At 29.6% G+C, this 21,390-nt stretch carries 33 protein-coding genes, 1 tRNA gene and 5 pseudogenes; 31 read left to right on the top strand and 8 right to left on the bottom strand.

Going from position 1 to position 21,390, the window contains the following annotated elements:
- Window positions 1–23: 23 nt before the first annotated feature.
- The 15 genes and pseudogenes from PL321_RS02830 to PL321_RS02760 all read left to right on the top strand — a co-directional run.
- Window positions 24–445: pseudogene (locus tag PL321_RS02830) on the top strand (CAT RNA binding domain-containing protein); the annotation flags it as partial.
- A 93-nt stretch (window positions 446–538) separates the two neighbouring features.
- Window positions 539–856 carry a PRD domain-containing protein gene (locus PL321_RS02825; RefSeq protein ID WP_273963400.1) on the top strand — a complete coding sequence of 106 codons (318 nt, stop codon included), beginning with the start codon at window positions 539–541 and terminating at the stop codon, window positions 854–856.
- 200 nt (window positions 857–1,056) lie between these two features.
- Window positions 1,057–1,119 (top strand): annotated as a pseudogene (locus PL321_RS20780) (PTS transporter subunit EIIB); the annotation flags it as partial.
- Between the two features lie 15 nt (window positions 1,120–1,134).
- A complete protein-coding gene (locus PL321_RS02820; protein ID WP_273963399.1) occupies window positions 1,135–1,671 on the top strand; it encodes a glucose PTS transporter subunit EIIB in 537 nt (178 codons plus the stop codon).
- An 8-nt stretch (window positions 1,672–1,679) separates the two neighbouring features.
- Window positions 1,680–2,413 (top strand): annotated as a pseudogene (locus PL321_RS20775) (PTS transporter subunit EIIC).
- A 14-nt stretch (window positions 2,414–2,427) separates the two neighbouring features.
- On the top strand, window positions 2,428–3,369 hold the full coding sequence (locus tag PL321_RS02810; RefSeq protein ID WP_273963398.1) for an aminoimidazole riboside kinase: 942 nt from the start codon (window positions 2,428–2,430) through the stop codon (window positions 3,367–3,369).
- Between the two features lie 4 nt (window positions 3,370–3,373).
- Window positions 3,374–3,676 (top strand): hypothetical protein, encoded by a 303-nt coding sequence (locus tag PL321_RS02805; RefSeq protein WP_273963397.1) that lies wholly within the window; start codon window positions 3,374–3,376, stop codon window positions 3,674–3,676.
- Window positions 3,643–3,771: a hypothetical protein gene (locus PL321_RS02800; RefSeq protein ID WP_273963395.1), complete on the top strand. Its 129-nt coding sequence runs from the start codon at window positions 3,643–3,645 to the stop codon at window positions 3,769–3,771. Before PL321_RS02805 ends, PL321_RS02800 begins: the two co-directional genes overlap by 34 nt.
- Window positions 3,741–3,929 (top strand): hypothetical protein, encoded by a 189-nt coding sequence (locus PL321_RS02795; protein WP_273963394.1) that lies wholly within the window; start codon window positions 3,741–3,743, stop codon window positions 3,927–3,929. The genes PL321_RS02800 and PL321_RS02795 overlap by 31 nt, the downstream gene beginning before the upstream one ends.
- Before the next feature lie 109 nt (window positions 3,930–4,038).
- Entirely contained in the window at window positions 4,039–4,368 is a 330-nt protein-coding gene (locus tag PL321_RS02790) for a hypothetical protein (protein ID WP_273963393.1), read from the top strand.
- Between the two features lie 173 nt (window positions 4,369–4,541).
- Complete coding sequence (locus PL321_RS02785; protein ID WP_273963392.1) at window positions 4,542–4,790, top strand: hypothetical protein; 249 nt, start codon at window positions 4,542–4,544, stop codon at window positions 4,788–4,790.
- A gap of 50 nt (window positions 4,791–4,840) precedes the next feature.
- Window positions 4,841–6,651 (top strand): annotated as a pseudogene (locus tag PL321_RS02780) (diguanylate cyclase domain-containing protein).
- On the top strand, window positions 6,648–7,409 hold the full coding sequence (locus tag PL321_RS02770; RefSeq protein WP_337961040.1) for a putative bifunctional diguanylate cyclase/phosphodiesterase: 762 nt from the start codon (window positions 6,648–6,650) through the stop codon (window positions 7,407–7,409). Before PL321_RS02780 ends, PL321_RS02770 begins: the two are co-directional and overlap by 4 nt.
- A 164-nt stretch (window positions 7,410–7,573) precedes the next feature.
- Window positions 7,574–7,726, top strand: a complete 153-nt coding sequence (locus tag PL321_RS02765; protein WP_273963390.1) for a hypothetical protein — start codon at window positions 7,574–7,576, stop codon at window positions 7,724–7,726.
- 85 nt (window positions 7,727–7,811) lie between these two features.
- Window positions 7,812–7,994: an SHOCT domain-containing protein gene (locus tag PL321_RS02760; RefSeq protein ID WP_273963389.1), complete on the top strand. Its 183-nt coding sequence runs from the start codon at window positions 7,812–7,814 to the stop codon at window positions 7,992–7,994.
- 44 nt (window positions 7,995–8,038) lie between these two features.
- Here PL321_RS02760 and PL321_RS02755 read toward each other — a convergent pair.
- The 6 genes from PL321_RS02755 to PL321_RS02730 form a co-directional block, all read right to left on the bottom strand.
- Window positions 8,039–8,114, bottom strand: a tRNA-Trp gene (locus PL321_RS02755).
- An 802-nt stretch (window positions 8,115–8,916) separates the two neighbouring features.
- Window positions 8,917–9,240, bottom strand: coding sequence for a zinc-ribbon domain-containing protein (locus PL321_RS02750; protein WP_273963388.1), 324 nt, complete (start codon window positions 9,238–9,240; stop codon window positions 8,917–8,919).
- On the bottom strand, window positions 9,212–10,255 hold the full coding sequence (locus PL321_RS02745) for a 3'-5' exonuclease (protein WP_337961039.1): 1,044 nt from the start codon (window positions 10,253–10,255) through the stop codon (window positions 9,212–9,214). Before PL321_RS02745 ends, PL321_RS02750 begins: the two co-directional genes overlap by 29 nt.
- 107 nt (window positions 10,256–10,362) lie before the next feature.
- Window positions 10,363–10,554, bottom strand: a complete 192-nt coding sequence (locus PL321_RS02740) for a hypothetical protein (protein ID WP_273963387.1) — start codon at window positions 10,552–10,554, stop codon at window positions 10,363–10,365.
- A gap of 229 nt (window positions 10,555–10,783) precedes the next feature.
- The gene (locus PL321_RS02735; protein WP_273963386.1) at window positions 10,784–11,212 is read right to left on the bottom strand and encodes a hypothetical protein; all 429 of its coding nucleotides are present in this window, start codon (window positions 11,210–11,212) and stop codon (window positions 10,784–10,786) included.
- 5 nt (window positions 11,213–11,217) lie between these two features.
- Complete coding sequence (locus PL321_RS02730) at window positions 11,218–11,394, bottom strand: hypothetical protein (RefSeq protein ID WP_273963385.1); 177 nt, start codon at window positions 11,392–11,394, stop codon at window positions 11,218–11,220.
- 489 nt (window positions 11,395–11,883) lie between these two features.
- On the opposite strand from PL321_RS02730, the gene PL321_RS02725 reads away from it, so the two are divergent.
- From PL321_RS02725 to PL321_RS02690, 8 genes are all read left to right on the top strand, one after another.
- On the top strand, window positions 11,884–12,192 hold the full coding sequence (locus tag PL321_RS02725) for a hypothetical protein (protein WP_273963384.1): 309 nt from the start codon (window positions 11,884–11,886) through the stop codon (window positions 12,190–12,192).
- Window positions 12,193–12,473: 281 nt separating this feature from the next.
- Window positions 12,474–12,905, top strand: a complete 432-nt coding sequence (locus PL321_RS02720; RefSeq protein WP_273963383.1) for a hypothetical protein — start codon at window positions 12,474–12,476, stop codon at window positions 12,903–12,905.
- Between the two features lie 20 nt (window positions 12,906–12,925).
- On the top strand, window positions 12,926–13,204 hold the full coding sequence (locus PL321_RS02715) for a hypothetical protein (protein WP_273963382.1): 279 nt from the start codon (window positions 12,926–12,928) through the stop codon (window positions 13,202–13,204).
- Between the two features lie 32 nt (window positions 13,205–13,236).
- The gene (locus PL321_RS02710; RefSeq protein WP_273963380.1) at window positions 13,237–13,569 is read left to right on the top strand and encodes a hypothetical protein; all 333 of its coding nucleotides are present in this window, start codon (window positions 13,237–13,239) and stop codon (window positions 13,567–13,569) included.
- 474 nt (window positions 13,570–14,043) lie between these two features.
- On the top strand, window positions 14,044–14,469 hold the full coding sequence (locus tag PL321_RS02705) for a hypothetical protein (protein ID WP_273963379.1): 426 nt from the start codon (window positions 14,044–14,046) through the stop codon (window positions 14,467–14,469).
- Entirely contained in the window at window positions 14,466–14,921 is a 456-nt protein-coding gene (locus PL321_RS02700) for a cache domain-containing protein (protein WP_273964358.1), read from the top strand. Before PL321_RS02705 ends, PL321_RS02700 begins: the two co-directional genes overlap by 4 nt.
- A 212-nt stretch (window positions 14,922–15,133) precedes the next feature.
- A complete protein-coding gene (locus PL321_RS02695; protein WP_273963378.1) occupies window positions 15,134–15,322 on the top strand; it encodes a hypothetical protein in 189 nt (62 codons plus the stop codon).
- A gap of 56 nt (window positions 15,323–15,378) precedes the next feature.
- Window positions 15,379–16,047, top strand: coding sequence for a methyl-accepting chemotaxis protein (locus PL321_RS02690; protein WP_273963376.1), 669 nt, complete (start codon window positions 15,379–15,381; stop codon window positions 16,045–16,047).
- A gap of 38 nt (window positions 16,048–16,085) precedes the next feature.
- Here the strand turns inward: PL321_RS02690 and PL321_RS02685 are convergent, their stop codons facing one another.
- A complete protein-coding gene (locus tag PL321_RS02685; RefSeq protein WP_273963374.1) occupies window positions 16,086–16,511 on the bottom strand; it encodes a ferritin-like domain-containing protein in 426 nt (141 codons plus the stop codon).
- Between the two features lie 181 nt (window positions 16,512–16,692).
- On the opposite strand from PL321_RS02685, the gene PL321_RS02680 reads away from it, so the two are divergent.
- The 3 genes from PL321_RS02680 (at window position 16,693) to PL321_RS02670 (ending at window position 17,978) form a co-directional block, all read left to right on the top strand.
- Window positions 16,693–17,100 carry an acyl-CoA thioesterase gene (locus PL321_RS02680; RefSeq protein WP_273963373.1) on the top strand — a complete coding sequence of 136 codons (408 nt, stop codon included), beginning with the start codon at window positions 16,693–16,695 and terminating at the stop codon, window positions 17,098–17,100.
- A gap of 123 nt (window positions 17,101–17,223) precedes the next feature.
- Window positions 17,224–17,517 (top strand): AEC family transporter, encoded by a 294-nt coding sequence (locus PL321_RS02675; RefSeq protein WP_273963372.1) that lies wholly within the window; start codon window positions 17,224–17,226, stop codon window positions 17,515–17,517.
- Window positions 17,514–17,978: an AEC family transporter gene (locus tag PL321_RS02670; RefSeq protein WP_273963371.1), complete on the top strand. Its 465-nt coding sequence runs from the start codon at window positions 17,514–17,516 to the stop codon at window positions 17,976–17,978. The genes PL321_RS02675 and PL321_RS02670 overlap by 4 nt, the downstream gene beginning before the upstream one ends.
- Before the next feature lie 26 nt (window positions 17,979–18,004).
- Here PL321_RS02670 and PL321_RS02665 read toward each other — a convergent pair whose 3' ends face one another.
- Window positions 18,005–18,247 carry a hypothetical protein gene (locus PL321_RS02665; RefSeq protein ID WP_273963370.1) on the bottom strand — a complete coding sequence of 81 codons (243 nt, stop codon included), beginning with the start codon at window positions 18,245–18,247 and terminating at the stop codon, window positions 18,005–18,007.
- A 376-nt stretch (window positions 18,248–18,623) separates the two neighbouring features.
- On the opposite strand from PL321_RS02665, the gene PL321_RS02660 reads away from it, so the two are divergent.
- From PL321_RS02660 to PL321_RS20770, 5 genes and pseudogenes are all read left to right on the top strand, one after another.
- Window positions 18,624–18,779, top strand: a complete 156-nt coding sequence (locus PL321_RS02660; protein WP_273963369.1) for a hypothetical protein — start codon at window positions 18,624–18,626, stop codon at window positions 18,777–18,779.
- A gap of 413 nt (window positions 18,780–19,192) precedes the next feature.
- Entirely contained in the window at window positions 19,193–19,402 is a 210-nt protein-coding gene (locus tag PL321_RS02655) for a hypothetical protein (RefSeq protein ID WP_273963368.1), read from the top strand.
- Window positions 19,403–19,517: 115 nt separating this feature from the next.
- Window positions 19,518–19,679, top strand: coding sequence for a hypothetical protein (locus PL321_RS02650; RefSeq protein ID WP_273963367.1), 162 nt, complete (start codon window positions 19,518–19,520; stop codon window positions 19,677–19,679).
- A 39-nt stretch (window positions 19,680–19,718) separates the two neighbouring features.
- The gene (locus tag PL321_RS02645; protein WP_273963366.1) at window positions 19,719–20,186 is read left to right on the top strand and encodes an alpha-amylase family glycosyl hydrolase; all 468 of its coding nucleotides are present in this window, start codon (window positions 19,719–19,721) and stop codon (window positions 20,184–20,186) included.
- A pseudogene (locus PL321_RS20770) lies at window positions 20,174–21,054 on the top strand (alpha-amylase family glycosyl hydrolase). Before PL321_RS02645 ends, PL321_RS20770 begins: the two are co-directional and overlap by 13 nt.
- Window positions 21,055–21,390 lie beyond the last annotated feature (336 nt).

Below are 21,390 nucleotides of genomic sequence, written 5' to 3'. Positions count from 1 at the left end.
ATAAGAAGTATGAGGAGGATAAAATGAAAATTAAGAAAATTCTTAATAACAATACTCTCCTTGTAAGTGATAAGGGTGTAGAAAAAATTGTTATAGGTTCTGGTATTGGTTTTCAAAAGAAAATAAATGATATAGTCGATAAGACTAAAATAGAGAAAGTCTTTGTTATGGAAGATAAAAGCGAATATGAAAAATTTGAAGAAATAGTAAAAAGCTTTCCTCAAGAGTATGTAGATGTTGCAGAGAATATTATTCGTTATGCAGAAAATAAATTAAATGTTGAATTAAATCCACATATTTATATTGCATTAACTGACCACTTAGCTTTTGCCTTTGAAAGATTTAAAAGGGAATTATAATAAAAAATAAGCTTCTTGAGGAGATAAGATCCCTCTATTTCGATGAATTCAAAATAGGTATTTGGGCAAAAGAGTATATCAAACAAAAACTTAATATTGAAATTCCTGAAGATGAGATAGGTTTTATTGCACTGCACATTCATACTGCAAAGAATAACTATAGAGATATAACTGTAACAATGGATATAGCGTCTATTATTAAGGATATGACAAAAATTATAGAAGCAAACCTAAATATAAAAATTGATGAAGCATCTATTTCCTATCAAAGATTAAAAACCCATTTTCACTTTGCGTTAAAAAGAATTATTAATAGAGAAAAGACCTTTGGTATAGATGCAGAATTATTTGAAGTAATTAAAACAAAATATTCAAAGGCATATAATATTGCAAAACAAATACAACAGCATATAAATGATGAATATGAATATAATATACCTGAAGAAGAGATAGCCTATATTTCACTGCACATTCAGAGAATTATAAATTCTGCTTGACAAGTTCAAAAATTTTTATATTATAAATATACAAACAAATATTTAGGGATTGTTACTGGTAATGCAGGCAAGACCCAAAGTAACGGTAGATTTAACTACTGGTGCTTTGGGTCTTTTTGTTTAATAAAAATTAGATTTAGTGCCCGGGACTAAATTTGAATTTTAAAATAGTTGAGGAGGAAATATATGGATCATAGAGAATATGCTCAAAAATACTTGAACTTGTTGGTGGAAAGGATAATATTATCAGTGCGGCTCACTGTGCCACAAGACTTAGAATGGTTTTAAAGGATGAGTCTAAGGTAAACATTGAGGAACTTGAAAAACTTGAGGAAGTTAAAGGAGTGTTCTCTAATATAGGACAATTTCAAATAATACTTGGACAAGGTTTTGTAAATAAAGTATATAAGGAACTAATAAAAATAGCTGATTTAAAGGAATCTTCAACCAGTGATTTAAAGAAGGATTCTATGCAAAAGATGAACCCTATTCAAAAACTTGCAAGGATTTTATCAAATATATTTGTTCCAATTATACCAACGATAGTTGCAAGTGGACTTCTAATGGGACTTTTAGGAATGTTTAAAACATTTAATTTGGTTAATCCAGAAAGTGGTCTATTTATACTTGTTGATATGTTTTCAAATGCAGCCTTTGTATTTTTACCAATATTAGTTGCCTTTAGTGCAGCAAAGGAGTTTGGTGCTAATCCATTTTTAGCTGCAGCCCTTGGTGGAATTTTAATACACCCTGCACTTCAAAATGCTTGGACAGTTGGTGGGGAATTGAAAGAACAATTAATGTATTTGGTTTAAATGTTGCAATGGTAGGATATCAAGGAACTGTTTTACCAATACTTATTGCAGTATGGATATTAGGAATAGTAGAAAGAAATATAAGAAAAATAGTTCCAGAAGTTTTAGATATACTTTTAACTCCGTTTTTAACAATAATGATAACAGGATTTATATCATTAACCGTTATAGGACCTGTAGGTAGAATTATTGGTGAGGGTATATCCTTTGTATTAAATTTTGCCTACAATAGCGTTGGTGCATTAGCAGGGTTAATTTTCGGCGGATTATATTCAACAATAGTAATAACAGGAATTCATCATAGTTTCCACGCAATAGAAGCTGAACTTATAAAGAATGTTGGTGCAAATTTATTATTACCAATATGGTCAATGGCAAATGTAGCACAAGGTGGAGCAGCCTTTGCTGTATATTTTAAAACAAAAATGCAAAAATGAAGTCTATAGCACTTCCTGCAGCAACCTCCTGTCTGCTTGGAATTACTGAAGCTGCTATATTTGGAGTTAATTTAAGACTTATGAAGCCATTTATTGCAGCAGCAATAGGAGGGGCATTAGGTGGAGCATATGTTGTTGCTACTAAGGTTGCGATGACAGCGGTAGGTGTTACTGGTATTCCAGGTACAGCTATTGTTCAAACGTCATCTATGATTAATTATTTAGTAGGTATGGTCATAGCTTTTGCTTCAGCTTTTATATCAACTTATGTTATAGGATTTGAAGATAAACAAACAGAAAATTAAAAGTAGGTGATAAAATGAAGGGTGTTGTTACACTTGGAGAAGTTTTGATTGATTTTATACCAATAGATAATAATATGACATATCAAAAGAATCCTGGAGGAGCCCCAGCAAATGTAGCAGCTGGGGTTTCAAGGCTTGGAGGTAATGCTGGGTTTATAGGAAAGGTTGGCAACGATAGTTTAGGAAGATACTTAAAGGGTGTATTGGATGGTTTTAATGTGTCAACTAAAAATATGATATTTACAGAAGAAGCACACACAGGTATTGTACTTGTAACATTAGATGAAAATGGAGAGAGAAGCTTTGAATTTTATGTAAATCCAAGTGCAGATAGTCTTTTGAGGGAAGAAGATATAAAAGAAGAAATGCTTGAAGGATATAAAATACTTCACTTTGGTACAATATCAATGATAAGTGAAGGCTCTAAAAAGGCGACAATAAAAGCAATTAAAATTGCAAAAGAAAAAGGAATGTATATATCCTTTGATCCAAATTTAAGATTGAATTTATGGGAAAATGAAAAGAAGGCAAAAGATACTGTTTTTGAAATATTAAATGAGGTTGATATTTTAAAGGTATCGGATGAAGAAATAAGATTTTTAACGGGTAAAAGTGATATAAAGGAAGCTTTAGAAGAGTTAAAAAGATATGATATAAAATTAATACTTGTGACATTAGGAAAAGAGGGCGTATTACTAAGTTACAAAGGTTATATAGAAAAAATAGATGGATTTAAAGTAGAGGTAGTTGACACAACAGGTGCTGGAGATGCTTTTATTGCTGGAATCCTTTATGCAATTACAAGTTGTGGAAAGGATTTTGATGAAATTACAATAGAAGACATAAAATATTTTGCAAAGATAGCTAATGTATGTGGTGCTTGTGCTGTTTCTAAAAAGGGAGCAATGTCTGCACTTCCTACATTAGATGAAGTACTTGAAATACTAAAGAGGTGAAAAAATGAAGCTTTATGCACCAGAAGGAAAGTTTTTATGGGATTTTTGGATATATGAAGAAAATGGGGTTTATCATTTATTCCATTTAGAGGCACCGTTAAATGAAGACTCCCATAGCAGGCATAGAAATTCTTCAGTTGGGTATGCAGTATCAAAGGACTTAATAAATTGGGAATATAAAGGCACTGTATTAAAAGCGTCGGATTTAGAGGATGATTGGGACAGTGTTTCAATTTGGACGGGTTGTACTATAAAAAAGATGATACTTATTATATGTTTTATACATCAAGATGTAAAAGGGATATAGTTGAAGATGGTTATGTTGGACATACTCAAAGAATAGGGGTTGCAATATCTAAGGATTTGATAAATTGGGAAAAGTACAAGGAAATCCTGTTATAGTTGCTGATGAAAGATATTATGAGAAGCAGCAGGATGCATATAATAAACACGAGGGATGTAGAGACCCATTTGTTGTATATGATGAAGATGAAAAAATGTACTATGCATTTTTACAGCAAGGGATAAAAATGGACATCCAAAATATAGAGGGTGCATAGGAAGAGCAAGATCAAAGGATTTAATTAATTGGGAAGTTATGCCTCCAGCAACATCACCTCATATATTTACCGATATGGAGGTTCCGTCTTTACACAAACACAATGGCAAATGGTATATGATATTTGCAGTAAAAAGGAATGGTATAACCCTGAGTACATTAAAGAAATCTATCCATTAGAACCACAGACAGGGGTATTATACTTTGTTTCTGATAGTTTGTCGGGCGAATTCAAGCCTTTATCAGACAATATTGTTTTATGCGGTAATAAAGAAGGTTTATATACTGGAAGAATAATAAAGAATCCAAAAGGAGAAGATGTATTTTTATCTTGGTATGTTGGGGATGATGAAGGATTTGAGAGAAATAATAAATCCTATAGGCTTTCCAATCAAATTAAAGTTGAATATGATGCAAAGGGAAATATGAAACTGATATAAAAGTGCCACCCAGGTGAAATGTGAATTGCCATATAATGGAATTAGCATTTCACCTTTTCTTTGTATTAAAGTTTTACGAAAAAATAACGATAAAAATAATGTCGAAAAACATAAAATGTTGAAGAAATATGTTATAATGATAGGGCAAATTAGGATAAAAAGGAGGAGTTTCCTTGTATATAAAGAAAAAGTTGCCTATATTTTTGGCATTACTTGTATCTATACCACTTATTATATTAACGGTTTCTATTTATTATTATTCATCAAGACAACTTATTGAAATAAACAAATCAAAAATAAGTGATATAGTTACAGTAGAAGCAGAAAATATATCTGTTATATTAAGCATCTTTTCCAGTGAAATAGAGGATATAGCACAAAATAAAAAGATAAAGGATTTTATAGTAAAAGGGATGAAATAAGTAGACAGCAAGCCTATGAATATATAAAAAATAAAAGCGAAATAGAAAGTATGAGTTATTTATCTGAGTATAGAAATTTTCTATTAAAGCCTAAGTTAAAGTATAAATCTGTAATATTAGCACTTGATGGTAAAATACTATTAGATACAGACGATAGGCAGTATATATCTAATACAATACATTCAGATATAATAAAAAATTTAAATAAAGATAAAGTATTTATGAAACCAATTTATACAGATAAATACCATTCTAAACTGCTTGTATCTGTTCCAGTTTTGTCTGACGTAGATAAAAATTTAATAGGTGTATTTTGTGCATATTTTGATATAGATGAGATAGGATTAAAATTTTTAAATTATGAAGTAGGCAAAAATAGGTATACTTATATAGTTGATTTAAATAGTATAATATTATATCACCCAGATTTAGAGAGGATTGGGACAAAAGTAGAAAATGAATTGTTAAACAGCTTAATAGAAAGAATAAACAATGGTGAAAAAATAGATGAATATAGTGGTATATATGAATATAGAGGAAATAAAAAGTTTATGGCATTAAAGTATATGAAGTCAACAGGATGGCTGATTGTTGTAGCACAGGATTTAGAGGAAATACTTTCAGTTTCAAGGAATATAACAATACTATCTTTACTTCTTTTAATTACCTTTTTAGTATTGTCTATACGTTTTGGGATAAGATTTTCAGAAACCATTACAACACCACTTACCAATCTTATGAATGCAATGAAGGCTACTGAAGAAGGAACATTAGAACATCAGTTTATATATAACGGTAAAGACGAATTTGGAAGTTTAAGTAAGGCATACAATAGTATGATAAATAGATTAAAAAATAATTATGATGAGCTTGAGGCACTCTATGAAGAGCTTGCAGCAACAGAAGAAGAATTAAGAGTTCAATATGATAATTTAATTAATTCTGAAGAGCAGCTAAGGATTAGTGAAGAGAGGTATAGAATAGCCCTTGAGGCTGGAAAGAATGGTATATTTGAATGGAATACTAAGGACGATATACTATACCTATCCGAACAGTTTAAAACGCTTATAGGTTATGACTTTAAGGAGATAAAGATTAGAGAGTTAATAGATGAAATTGTACTTGAGGAAGACAAAGACGTATTATATTCAGCATATAAGGATCATATAGAAGGAAGAAGAAGCTGTATAGAGTGTGAAATAAGGGTTAAAACTGGATTTGGAATAATAAGGTGGATGTATATTAAAGGAAGAGCGATAAATTTAAAAGGTGAAGAAAAGATAATATCAGGTGCTATGATGGATATAACTGAACGTAAAGAATACGAAGATAACATAAAATATCTTGCCTATTATGATACACTAACAGATTTGCCAAATAGAAGATATTTTATTGAGGAGTTAGAAAAGGAAATAAGAAATATAAATCACAAGAGGTTTGCAGTGCTATTGCTTGATTTGGATAATTTTAAGAAGGTAAATGATACCTTAGGGCACGATAAAGGAGATGCATTGCTTAGAAAGGTGGCAACCATATTAAAAAGGTATATTAATAATAATGTACTTGTTGCAAGGTTTGGGGAGATGAATTTTTAATTCTTTTAAGACATTTTACAGATATAAATGAAATAAGGGAACTTTCTAAGAGTATTATTGATGATTTAAGAGAAGGAATAGATGTGATAGGAAAGAACATATATACAACTACAAGTATAGGTATAGCATTGGTTCCTGATGATGGCAATAATGTTAGTGATATAATCAAAAATGCTGATACTGCAATGTATAAGGCAAAATCTGAAGGGAAAAACAGGTATGTATTCTTTAGTAATGAAATGATTGAGGAGCTTGAGAAAAAATAGAAACTGAAAAGATACTATTAGAGTGTATAAAAAATAATGGATTTAAATTGGTATATCAACCACAGGTTTGTTCAAAAACTGGAGAAGTGCACGCCTTTGAAGCTCTTATAAGACTAAAGGAGCATAATCTATCACCTGCTGTGTTTATTCCAGTTGCAGAAGAAACGGGTCTTATTGTAGATATTGGATACTTCGTAATAGATGAAGTAGCAAGACAAATAAGAGAGTGGATTGATAAAGGTATGGATGTAAAACCTATTGGAATAAACGTTTCTGCAGTTCAGCTTAGAGATGAAGGTTTTGTAGATAAGTTGAAATCAGTAATAAAATACTATTCAATACAGCCACAATTATTAAAGATAGAAATAACAGAAAGTGCATTGATGGAGGATAAAGAGAGAAATATAAATATAATAGAACAGCTAAAAGAGGTAGGAATTCAAATTGCAATAGATGATTTTGGTACAGGTTACTCCTCATTGAATTATTTAACTTTTATTCCTGCTGATTATATTAAACTTGATAAAACCTTTATTGATAAAATGTTTGCGAAGGAAGGCAAAAAGGAAGTTTTAGATGGAATAACATTTTTAGCCCATCAGCTTAATTTAAAGGTTGTGGTTGAGGGAATTGAAGACAGAGAACAGTTCAACTACTTAAAGGTTAAGGGATGCGACTATATGCAGGGATATTTGTTTAGTCGACCAGTTGAGAAGAAAGAGGTAGAAAAACTATTTGAATGCAAATTTGAAGTTTAAAAGCTGCAGGCATTCTATAATTAGAATGCCTGTTTTTTATTTAGAAAATTATAATGTAAGCATTAATAAAATTTTATAATATAAATTCACAGTTTATTAATCATTTTATCACTATGTCTCCACAAAGAATGCTTATTCTATAAATAAGGTGAGGAGGTGATGAAATGTATTTACTTATAATAGGTTTAGGAGCTATAGCAATTTTTTATTTAAATCAAAATAATAATGCAGCAAACAAAAGAGCAATAGAAATTCTTGATAAAAAGTTTATAGATGGAGAAATCAGCGAAGAGGAATATTTGAATAAAAATATTTAATTGAAAGGTAGGGATTAGTTATGCGACATTCATTTGCTGGTGGTATACCAAGAGGTTTTTGTGAAAGATTAGGAGACGGAGGTTTTTGTTTCCTTGGATGCATATTGTTGACTTAGTATTTTTAGTTTTATTTGTATTTTTGGTATATATGCTCTTTAAGTCTTATAAAAAACAGAATTCAACAAATTCAGCAATAGAAATTTTGAACATAAAGTTTGCAAAGGGAGAAATTAGTGAAGAAGAGTATCTGAATAAAAGAATCTTATAAGGAGTAGAAAAACAAACAAGGCCTAATCGTATGATTAGGCCTTATGGCAGGGGCAGTAGGAATCGAACCCACAGCCTACGGTTTTGGAGACCGTTGCTCTACCAATTGAGCTATACCCCTTCGACATAGTTTATTCTATAATATATTTTTATATTTGTCAACACTAATTTTAAAAAATGTTTCATTAATTAATATTAATATGTTTAGACTAATTTATATAAATTTCTATTTTATATGTAAATAAGGATTTGATGAATAAAAGATAATTCAAATTATATAGTTATATTAAATTAAAATTAAGATTTTTAAAAGCCCCAAGAATGGATTTTAAAGTATATTTCTAAGTTGAGAACTACTTAGAAATTGTAAATGATAAAATCCTTCAATGGGGCTTTGTTTATATAAATTTTCCATTAGTATATATTAGCGTAGATGAAGAATTTTTTATCAATTTAAGAAAAGATATTTAGTACTGTTTTAAGAATTTATTATAGTTTATTTAGTGTTATTATTTTTCTGGTGGGATAAAACTATTTTTATCGTCCAACCTACTTATAGCCTCATCAAAAAGTTGTTGTACCATTTGTGCAAATTGATCTGGGGTAATTACTGCCTTTACAAATGCAGGCAGCCTATCATACTGGGAAACAACATAGTAGAATTTCTTTTTCCTTCATACAGTGCAAGCTCTTCTGCCTTTTTTCAACGTAGAACATAAACTCAAGGGCTAATTTTTTGCATATTCTCTATTTACGAAATAGTATACAACAAGTATTGCTAATACTGCTACAATACCCCAAAGCTCTGGCATAAAATATCCCCCTTTTTTAGTACATTATATGAGGGAGGATAATGAAAAGTGATTTTTTAAGTTAATTTAATTTTGTCCCACAAAATGGGCAATAGGGATATTCTGGATTAATTAATTTTTGCAGTTTGGACATACTTTTTCAGCATAAGGATTATATATTTCCTTTAAATCATTATCATCTATATCATATATTTCTTTGAGTTCAAATTTTCTTCCAACTTCCTTTTGTATTTCAAATATTCTGTTACAGCATCTCGAAATGGCATAATAATGTTCATCAAACCTAAACAATTTTATGAAGAAAAAATGAAAATAGGAATATCTTTTATATACCCTATAGGTTGTGTACTGCCCACATACCTTACAAACTCTTCCATTTAAATCTCCTATATGTTCTTCCTTGCCTTCAACTCCAAAGATACCTATAAAGAACATACTCCTTCCCCTCAACACATTCTATATCCTTTAGCATATCACAAACTTCGCCTATTGTGTATATATATAATCTATGAAGAGGCCTTGTAAGAGCAACATAAAGAAGTTTTATATCAAGCTCATTGTTCTTGTATAAATTTTTATTGGCATTAGGAATAAAAACAGCATCAAACTCAAGCCCCTTTGAAAGATAAGAAGGAACAATTACTTGTTTTGCAGAATATTCCTTTTCACTTCCAGTAATTAGCTTAAATTCAATTCCCTTCTTTTTTAATAGTTTGTGGATTTCTTTACATTCCTCCATTGTTTTTCCTATAATAGCCATTGTGTTGATATTTGATTTTTTAAGATCTTCTATTTTAACCAGAATATCATCAACCACTTCTTTTGTACAGCTTAACCTTTTAACCTTTACCTTCTCACCGTGTCTTATAACAGGTTTTCCAATTTGAACTTGAGAATCTTTTATATGGGATATTACTTTGTTTGCAACATCCATAATCTCTATACTTGTTCTGTAGGTTTGCTCAAGTGTAAGGTAGTTAGCCGAATTATTAAAAACAATGCTTCTGATTTCACTCCAATCTCTAACACCTCGATAGTAGTGTATGCCTTGATTTAAGTCTCCAAGAATTGTAAAGGAACTGTCCTTTATTATATTTTTTAAAACATAAAGTTGAAGAACACTAAAATCCTGTGCTTCATCTATCACAATATGTTTAACCTTTATTTTTTCGCTGAGTCCCAAAGTAAAATACTTTATATAGAGAAGAGGAGCTAAATCTTCATACTCATACATATTTGTAGAGATATTTTCTTTATAGGAACGTACTAAATATTCATAGGCATCAAGGCTTATATGTTTAATGGCCTCTTCTTTAAATATATTACTTGATAAAAATTCATCATAGTATTCAAAGGGAGTTTTTACTATTATTTCTTTAATAAAATTATGTGCACCGTTTTTAACAAAATCATTTACCTTGGTTATTAGTTCATCTCGTTTATTATATATTTCAGTTAGTTTAATCCTTCTTTCTTCTGTGTCTAATATAGTTGTTTTTATTTTATTGACCTCTAAATCAGAAATTTTGTTTAGTCTTTCAATAAGTTCATCCTTTTTTAATTTTGCTTTATTTTGCAGATGTTTTTTATTTCATTTAACCTTTTTAGAAAAGGAAGGTCATAATAATTTTTTAAAAACAGTTCTTGTATGTCCTCATAGGAATAAAGTTCGATTTTACCAATTTTAAAGGAATTTTCAGGTATAATCCTTTTCTCTAAATCCTTTAAGTAAAGATTTAATGTATCCATAAATTCCTTTGATGTTTTAAACTTAGTTGCCTCAATTATTATTTCTTTTTCCTTTTCATCTAAAAGATTTACTAAGTGCGAAAGCTTGTTATTTACATCCTTTACTTTTACCTTCTTTTCAAGAACCTCAAAGGCAAATTCTTCATAAGTTGTCTGTTTAACTCTATTGACACCAAGTTCAGGTAAAACATCAGAAATATAATTTAAAAGAGCTTATTTGGTGCAATAATCATATAGTTTTCAGGAACAAAGTCCTTGTCGTAGTTGTAAATAAGATAGGCAATCCTGTGGAGTGCAATGGTTGTTTTTCCGCTTCCTGCGACCCCTGGACAATTAAAGGTTTCCACATATCGGCTCTTATTATTCTATTTTGTTCAACCTGTATAGTTGAGACAATATCCTTTAATCTGTTGTCTGCATTTGCTCCAAGAAAGGCCTGTAAAAACTCATCGTTTGTGGTTATATCAATATCAAACATATTTAGCAGCTTACCATCTTCAATTGTATACTGCCTTTTTAAATGGATTTCACCGTATATTCGACCGTCAGGGCAGTCGTAGTGTGCTTTACCTAAACGTCCTTCATAATATAAGTTTGCAATGGGTGCCCTCCAGTCGATTATTATTGGTTTGTAATTTTTATCATCAAGTACTGACATCTTTCCTATATAGAGTTTTTCACGATTTTTGAGCCGTCCTCTGTGAAATCAACCCTTGCAAAATATGGCTTTTTGTGTGCATTTTCTATCTTTTTTAATTTTTCCTCTATTGTGTCGGAAAGCTGAGTGTTGATTATCATACTGATGTAGGGGTCACTGCTGTCGTCCTTAGGGTCGCCCACACCTCTTGAAAGTTCTTTGTTTAAAATAGCCTTTGCTGTAAGAAGTGAGTTGTGATATTTTTTAGAAAGTCAAGAATAAAGCTTAAAAATTGTGATTCTTGCGTATAATCTGGATGATTCTCGATTGACATAAAAACACCTCCTTAAGTTTTGGAGGTCCTTGAAAACAGCTTAAATTAATTTTATCTCATTTTATAGTAGATGTAAATATTATTTCCTGGGAATACTTTGTTCTAAAAAGTCCTGCCCTCGCGATGCCCTCATCCTTGAGGGCCGCTCGGCTCGGCACATCGTGTGCCGAATTTAGGACTTTTTCAAAGTCTAAAGATACACTTGCTAAAGCTTATGAAATATGCCAATTTGAAAAACTTTCAAGGGGCAATTTCATAATCAATGCATCTTTTATGTTTGTCAACAATCTGAAATTTTTATACAAAATATTTGTATTTATGGAACAATATGATATTATATTGAAAAGGGGGTGAAAATATGGATAATAAAGGAAAGAAAATAGAGAGGTTATACTATATCTTAGCTTGTATACTATTGATAGGATTTTTATTTAGCTTTTTTGGTAAAAGTATAAAAAATGTTTTAACACCAAAAATGCAGGTTTTTAAATATCAAATTAAGACTAAAATATTAAAACAAGAGGAATATTATACTAATACAATAAAAAATCAGGTTAAGGTTGGAGATACTATATATTTTATACCATTTATTCAATATGAAGACTTTTGTTTATATGCTTATAATACAAAGTACAAATCATTAGAGAGAATTACAAAAATTGGGTAGAACAAGTTGATGCTTATAGGGATATTGTTTATTTTAGAGATGATAAAAATACTTTATTTAGATTAGAACCAAAGAAAAAATCAATAGAAAAACTGTTAGATAATTGTAATGAGTTTCAAATCGTCGATGGCAAAATTGCTTATATTGATAGTAAAAGCAAGAGTGTAAAAATATTTGATATTGCGAACAAAAACACTGTAGATTTAAAGATATATCCTACTAATTTTTGTATATGGGCAATATAATTTATTATTATTATGCTGAGGCAGGAAATCTTTTATATGAGAATGAATATAGATAATAAAAACTATAAAACATATACTTTAAATGATAATATTACTTACATTATGTTTTATAATGGATGTTTTTATACATCTACAGGAAATATCAAAATAACGTGCTATAATAAAAATTTTGAAAAACTTTGGGATTTGGCATCTTCAGATAATACAGTTGAATTGGCAAAAATATTAAACAATAGAATATACTATTATACTTTTTGTAATGAAAATAATAAAAAATTACTTATGAGTGTTGATTTAAACGGTAAAAATCCAAAAGAGGAGATAAAGGTTAATAAAATTGTATATGGTAATTTTGAGTTTTTAGAGGAAAATAATCAAAAATATATATATGACATAAAAAGTAAAAAGAAATATGAATGTCCAGAAATAAAGCCAGATTTATATTATATCCCAAGTAAAAAGAAGTAGAAGCAATACAAGGACATAGAATGGTAAAAATAAATAACAAAATATACTATTTAGAATATGATAAAATAATTGAATGTAAATTAGATTCAAAGGGTGGAGGTAAAAATTTAAAAACTTTGATAGATGATACAAGTGCTAATAATTTAAAGATTTTTGAAGGTAATTTGTATTTTTATGGAGTTCAGTTATATACGTTAGATGAAAATATGCCCCACTTAGTTACAAACCTAATTGTAAATAGGTTTTTGTTGATGGAGAAGATTGCTATATTTATTCAGTTAAAAATCTGTATAAAATAAGTAACACCACAGTAGAAAGAGTTTTAGATAATGTGTGGGTTTTAAATATAAAAGATAGTAAAATATGTTATTACAAAATAAACAATGACATTACAGATGGAACCAATATGTTTATTTTAGATACTAAAACAAACAAAACAGAAAAAATTGAAAATAATATATATGTATCTGAAATTTTACATTTAAATAATAAATATGTATTATATTCTACTACTAATAATGATTTACGTATCTACAATTTAGAAACTAAAGAAGAAAGTATGATATATAATGATTTCAAATTTTTTGAGGGATATTTATCAACTGAAGAAAAAATATTTTTGTTTACACAGAAGATAACGGAAAATGTAAAATTAACTGTTTAGATCTTACTACAAACAAAATAACTACAATAGTCGAAGATATACCATATATAAACTCATTTTTATACGATGAAAAACAAAAAAGCTTTATTATACAATTTTCAATTACTATGATGTTTTAGAGGTTGAAGTAAAATAATGGAGTAGGCAACGCCTACTCCATTTTAAGTTTTTCCTTTATAAAATCAATTCCTTCACCTATTCTGTATCTTTTAGACATAGTAGGAAGAGCCTTGCCTACAATACCTTTTCTACTTTTTCTAACCATAAGTAAAGCCTCCCTTCTAATTATATTATGAGTTAAATTTTAATAAATATAAGAGAAATAACTGGTAGAGATGGTATATGTTAGACAAAAATGGTAAAATAATTTTTAAAATAAAAATTAATTAACAAATTATTATACAAAAACTTGTTAAGTTTTTAATATTAAATACGATAACTGATATATAATAACTTCAAAGGAGGAATTGCAGAATGACGATGGGAAAACGAATATCCTTATTCGTGCTATCAATATTTGTAACAAGCATCGTAGTTATGGGTTTGTTATCCTATAAGGGGGTTAATGACTATTTTATAAAGAGGTTAAATGGAGAGATTTTAAATATTTCATCAAATGAGGTTGAAAAGATTGACGTACTATTAGAAAAAGAGATTTCAGAATTACACGGACTTGCCTCCTCAAGTGATGTTAAGGCTGTTTTACAAGGACAAGGAAGCGTTGAGGGTTTAAGTAGAATTTTTGATAATTATGTTAAGGATGTAGGAAATAGCGAACATATATTTCTTGCCGATGTAAATGGTACAATATTGGCAGACAGTGATAGAAATTTAATAGGAAAAAGTGTACAAGACAGACAGTATACAAAGGATACAATAAACAAAAAGCTCCTGTTATAAGTGAAGTTTTAGTTTCAAAATCAACAGGAGAATTAGTTGTAGCTGTAACATATCCTGTAATAATAGAGGGGAATATAAAAGGATTTGTTACAAGTGCAGTAAAATGTATCAGCTTTTCAAAATTTTTAAAGGATGAAGGCGTTGCGGGATTAAAATCTGGATATACCTATGTTGTAGATACAACAGGTAAAATTATATATCATAAGGATAAAGAAAAGATTGGTAAACCAGTTCAAAATGATGCTGTAAAAAATTTGCTTGAGAAACTAAAATCTAACCAGAAGGTTGATAGAAATACAATAAAATATACTTATAATGGAATAAATAAAATTGCAGGCTATGACTTTTCAAATAAGACAGGATGGATTGTAGTAACAACAGTTGATGAGGAAGAAGCAGTAGCACCAATAAATTCATTAATAAGAAAGCTTATATTAATTTTTGAGTATTAGGATTACTTGCAGTAGTATTATGTTATATATTTGTTGAAAGAATAACAAGACCATTAAAGAAGATTGTAAAATTAATTGATGAAACGTCAAAGTTTGAACTTGAGTATAAGAAAGAGTATGAAGACCTATTAAAATACAAGGGCGAAGTTGGTTTTATTGCAAATGCCGTTGCAAATCTAAGAGTTCAATTAAGGGACATAGTAGGAAAGATTATGGATGTTTCAGATATTATTAAGGATAATGCCTTTAAAGTATCAAATACTGTAGAAATGCTAAAGTCAGAAGCAGAAGACAATATGGCAACAACAGAGGAACTTGCAGCGGGTATGGAGGAAACATCAGCAGCAACAGAGGAGGTTACAGCAACATCTGATACGATATTATCAAATGTTGAAAAATAAGAGAAAGAGTAGAACAGGTTACAAGATATACAGAAGAAATAAAGGAAAGAGCATTAATGATAGATTCAGATGTAAAAGCTTCAAAGGAAAATGCTCTAAACATATATAGTAATGTTAAGAAGGATCTTGAAGAGGCAATAGAGGAATCTAAGAAGGTAGAAAAGATAAATGAGTTGGCAGATACAATAATTGCAATAACATCTCAAACAAATCTACTTGCCCTAAATGCCGCAATAGAGGCAGCACGTGCAGGAGAAGCAGGAAGAGGGTTTGCAGTAGTTGCAGATGAAGTAAGAAAGCTGGCTGAAGAATCCTCAAAAATTGCTTCAAATATACAAAAGGTTGTTGATATGGTAAATGTATCAGTTAGAAACCTTGCAAAGAGTAGCCAAGATATACTTGGTTTTATTGAGGAAAAGGTTACAAATGACTATAATGCCTTTATAGTGGTTGGTGAACAGTATAATATGGATGCAGACACTATATACAACTATATGGAAGAAGTAAAGATGCAGGTTAAGGAAGCAACGGAAGCTGTTTCAGACATTGCAAGAGCAATAAGTGATGTTGCAAAGACAGTAAATGAAGGTGCAGTAGGAACTGAAAATATCGCAACAAAAACTCAAAACATTGTTGCTGCTGTAGATGGAGTAAAGGAAATTTCTGACCAAAACCTTGAAGGTGCAAATAAACTAAAGGATGTGCTAAGCATTATAAAGCTTTAAATACTAAGGGTTGTCAAAAGACAACCCTTAGATTACTTTTATAATGATTCTTTTCTGTTTTTAAGCACCAATAGATGTCCCTTTGAAGCGTCCCTTAATTTCTTAAAAACTGTTCTCACATCATCTGGAATATCAAGAGATAAAAACCTCTCATACATATCTATGTTCTCAATTTCAGCGTGTATGCCGTATTCAAGGGCTTCCTCCAATGAGGAAGGCTCCTTTAAATAGTCTAAAGATTTATCTTCAGGAATATCTACATTGTATTTTTGCATAAGTTCCTTAATCCAATTTATATGATGAACTTCAGAATTAATAATGCTGTTAAAGGGTTTTTCATTTCCAAGTGCCTTTAAGGCAAGCTCATACTCAGTTCTTGCAAGGTATTCATCCTCAATAGCATAAATCAACATACTTTCAAGTTTAAGGTTTTTATCAATTTTTGCTCTAACAGCCCCGTACATATTATCACACTCCTTATATTTAGTATAAAAATATTTATTGATTTTGTAAATTTACGTTTAAAAGTGATTTTTGTTATATTTTTTAATAAAAACTATGATAAATTATATAATGAGGGTATAAAATTATTTTGAGTTTTAAATATATACAATTTAAAAGTTGTTATACAAGGGAGTGGTTTGTATGAGAACAAAGTTTAGAGTAAGGTATAAAGAAACAGACAGGATGGGAATTGTTTATCATTCAAATTATATAGTATGGTTTGATGTAGGGAGAACAGAACTGTTGAGAAATTTAGGTTTTGATTACAGGCATTTAGAAGAAATAGGACTTATGCTTCCTGTAGTAGAGGTAAACGTAAGATATAAAAGCCCTTCCTATTATGATGATTTAGTTGAGATAGAAGCAACTATTTTAGAGGTTTCAAGGGTCAAGATTAAGTTTGGATATAAAGTGTATAGAGGAGAAACACTTTTAGCAGAGGGCTACACAGTACACGGGTTTACGGATAAAAATTTAAAACCAATTGCACTAAATAAGTTTAATCAGCCTTTATACGAAATATTAATAAATAATGCGGAGAGAAATTAGGAGGATTAATATGAATACAATTATAACGCAAGTAATAGTTCTGTTTTTAATTATGGTAGTAGGTTATATTTCAAGAAAAAGGGTTTTATTGACCCAAAGGTAAATAAAAGCTTATCAGAACTTTTGCTTAATGTTACACTACCCTTTATGATTGTAGCATCCTTTAATTTTAAGTTTTCAAAGGATATGTTTAATTTAGGGATGAAATTATTTTTGACTTCAACCCTAATTCATATAGTACTACTTGTAATAGGAAATATTCTTTATAAAGGATTTAAAGAGGATGAAAGAAAGGTTTTATGGTTTGTAACGGTTTTTTCAAACTGTGGTTTTATGGGATACCCAGTCGTAGAGAGTATATATGGTAAAATAGGACTTTTTATGCAGCTCTTTTCAATATTCCCTTCAATATATTGATATGGACAGCAGGTGTCTTCATATTTTCAGGCAGAGGTAATAAAGAAAATCTAAGGAAGGCTGTATTAAATCCTGGTATAGTTTCAGTTTTTATTGGTTTAATTATATTTTTATTTTCAATTAGCCTTCCAGCACCGATTATAAAAACATTAGAAATAGTAGGCTCAATGACAACCCCTCTTTCAATGATAATAATTGGTTCTACATTAGCAGATGCAAGGATAAAGTCAATTTTTGAAGGGTTTTCGGTATACTTTGGCTCCTTTGTTAGGTTGATTTTCATTCCATTAGCTGTTTATTTTATATTAAATTTTATTGGGTTAAAGGATTTTTATTTAAGCATTCCAGTAATAATAACTGCAATGCCGGCAGCAGCAAATACGGTTATAATGGCAGAAAAATATGGTGGAAATGCAGAATATGCATCAAAGGTTGTTTTTTATCTACGATTTTATCTGTAATAACCATCCCAGCAATTTTGCTATTATTAAAGTAACCCCATATCTCTTTTGATTTCTAAAAGTCCCTTTGAAGTTATTTTATCCTTTGGTATATTTAAAAGAAGGATTGTATTTTCTAAGGCCTCAATATTTGGGGCCTCAATTTCTATATATGGCATAGGGAATACTTCTTTATCCCAAGTATCAAATTCTATTAATACATCCTTTAACATATAGCTTTCTCTATGTTTGTCTTCTCTTTTAAAATCCTTTATACCTAATTCCTTCAAAAATTTAGGCATTCATTAAAATCAGACACTTCAAATTCGTGTTCGATATTTTGCCTTGCAAAATCTGTTTTAAATATCTTTTTAATGCAAAGAGTTACTTTTTGTTTATTATTCATTAAATCTTCTATAATCCTTATCCTAACATAACCATTTTCGCCATTTGGTAGATTAAAAAGAAATTTTTTGATTTTCTTTCTTTACTTTTTCTGCACCAATGCATTTCAACTTTTTCTTTATACTATCTAAATCAACATCTAACACTTTAACTTCTATCTCCTTCATTTTTATTCCTCCAAAATAAAGTATAGAAATTTTATTTAAATTATTGTAAAATATTATTAATATTTTTAATAATTTTAGATTAAGGGTGTAGACTATGAGAAGAGATTTATATATATCCATTTTAGCTGGTACAATAGTTACCTTAGTTATGCTTTTTATGCAAAAACTAAATACTACATCATTTTTAAATTTAATATTTATATTGATAACAACCTTTATTGTATCATATCCAATAAAAAATGTGGAGTAAGTTATGGATTTATTTCTTACTTTTATTCTTTAGTTTTACTTCACGTTTTAGGGTTTAATAGCCTTTGTTGGATTATATATAGTTTTTTGGCATCTATCCAATAATAAATTATTTTATAGAATTATCATCCCTTAATAATAATGAGAAAAGACTATTTAAGTTTTTATGGTTTAATTCTATATTATTTCTAATATATATGGTTAATGGAAATATATTTTCAGTAAGTATTACAAGACCTATAAAAAATATTACATTATTTTTATTTTTAATTTTGCAGGTATTCTTTTATTTATATGATATAATATTTACGAAGATTGTAAAACTTGGGAGGTAATTTAGATGGACAAGTTCTATGAACAGCATTTAGGTACTGAAAAAATACAGTATATGGTCTATTCAATGCTTTGATTTATGTGTTCGCTGTTATTGCCGCAATATCTTTATTTTTTACCCTAATAACATTTAATAAAACTATACTTACAATTACAGTATTTTTAATTTTAATTGCTTATCTTATGACTATTTTGAGAAATAAGCAGTATAGAGAATATGAATATATATTTACAAATGGTAACCTTCAAATAGATGTGATATACAATAAACAAAAAGAAAAACTTTATTAGACATTGATGTTAAAGAATTTGAAGCCTTTGGTAGTGAAAAGGATTTAAAGGTTTCAGAAGGAACAAAAAGGAAATTTATATTCCTTGGAATTGTGAAGATAAAAGGTATGTTTTTATGTACAACAAGGGTGGAAAAAGGGCAGGATATATTGCACCGGATGAAGAGATGTTAAAATTAATAAATTTATATAACAGGGGAGAAAAATATGAAGAAACGATTACTGGCATTATTTTTAGTACTGGCTGCTCTACTAACAAGTGTAGGGTGCTTTTTTAAAAAGAGCAAACGATTGCACCAAGAACAAAACAGGAGGGCTTGGTTGTTTATCAGATTTTTGTTAGGTCCTTCTACGATTCAGATGGAGATGGAATAGGAGATTTAAAGGGAGTTGCTGAAAAATTAGACTACATAAAAAGCTTAGGAGCCAATGCAATTTGGTTAAATCCTATATATCCATCACCAAGTTACCACGGTTATGATGTAACAGACTATAAAGGTATAAATAAGGATTTTGGTACAATGGAGGATTTTGAAAATCTAATTAAAAAGGCCCACGATAATGGTATAAAAATAATATTAGACTTTGTTCCAAATCATACAAGTAGCAAACATCCGTGGTTTGAGAAGGCATTAAAAGGAGACAGAAAATACAAAGATTATTATATATGGTCTGGTAAGGATACAAATCTAAGAGAATTATCAGGCATTGGGCAAAAGCTTGGCATACAAAGGACAGCAAAAACTATTATTATGCTACCTTCTGGTCAGAGATGCCAGACTTAAACTTTGATAACAAGAAGGTAAGAAAAGAGATAAAGGACGCAGCGAAGTTTTGGATAGATAAAGGTGTTGATGGATTTAGAATAGACGCTGCTCTTCATATATATGAAGGGAAAAGGTTTAAGGACACTGTTGACTGGTGGCAGGAGTTTTCAGATTATGTGAGAGGTGTTAAAAACGATGTCTATATAGTAGGCGAAGTTTGGGACTCAGAGTCAAAGATAGCACCATTCTTTACAGCCTTTGATTCTTGTTTCAACTTTAATATGGCAGATAAAATTATAGAAGCAGTAAACACAGGTTTTTCTACAAAACTATCTCAAAGAATAAAGCATACGTATGACACATATAAATCAACATATAAAGACTATGTGGATGCACCATTTTTAACAAATCACGACATAGATAGGGTTATGTCAAAGTTAGATAGTGTTGAAAAAATAAAGCAGCAGCTGCTATTTATCTAAGTCTACCAGGAAACCCATTTATATACTATGGTGAAGAGATAGGAATGAAGGGGCATAAGCCAGATGAAGAGATAAGAGAACCATTTAAATGGTACAAAACAACAGGACAGGGCCAAACAAAGTGGGAATTAATAAAACACAATGTTGGAGAATATTCTCCATCTGTTGAGGAACAGGACCAGGATCCAAATTCACTGCTTAATTTCTATAGAGATTTTATAAAGTTTAGATTAAATGATGATGTTATGAAATATGGAGATATAGTACCCTTTGATACTATACCGCTTGCTGCTTCCTTTATAAGGGATTATAAAGGTGAAAAGAGACTAATAATTGTAAATATAAGGGAAGAAAACATATTGATAGATAAGGATTTAGTAGTAAAAATGGATTTAATAAAGTAGTCAAAGGTAATGTAGTAGAAGTAACAGAAAATGGTATTCAAAAATACCAGCTTAAGCCATACGATTATGTGATTTTTACAAATAAATAAAAGTAAAAAGAGCTGTTATGTTATTAGTACGTAACAAAACAGCTCTTTTATTTATTATTTTTACACTTTATTCATATAAATCAATTGTCTCCAACATATTTTTATGGCATAATATATTAGGTATATTAATCAAAGGGAGGATAATATGAAAAAGCTAAAATATGTATTAATACCAATTATTGTTTTGATTAGTTTAGCTTTGGGAGTATTTTATTATATTAACGACACAATTCACGTACCAACACCA

This window comes from Caloramator sp. mosi_1 (genome assembly GCF_028622835.1).
Classification (GTDB): Bacteria; Bacillota; Clostridia; order Clostridiales; family Caloramatoraceae; genus Thermobrachium.
The sequence above is the reverse complement of the archived record's forward strand: the minus strand, read 5'-3'. Positions and strand labels throughout refer to the sequence as shown.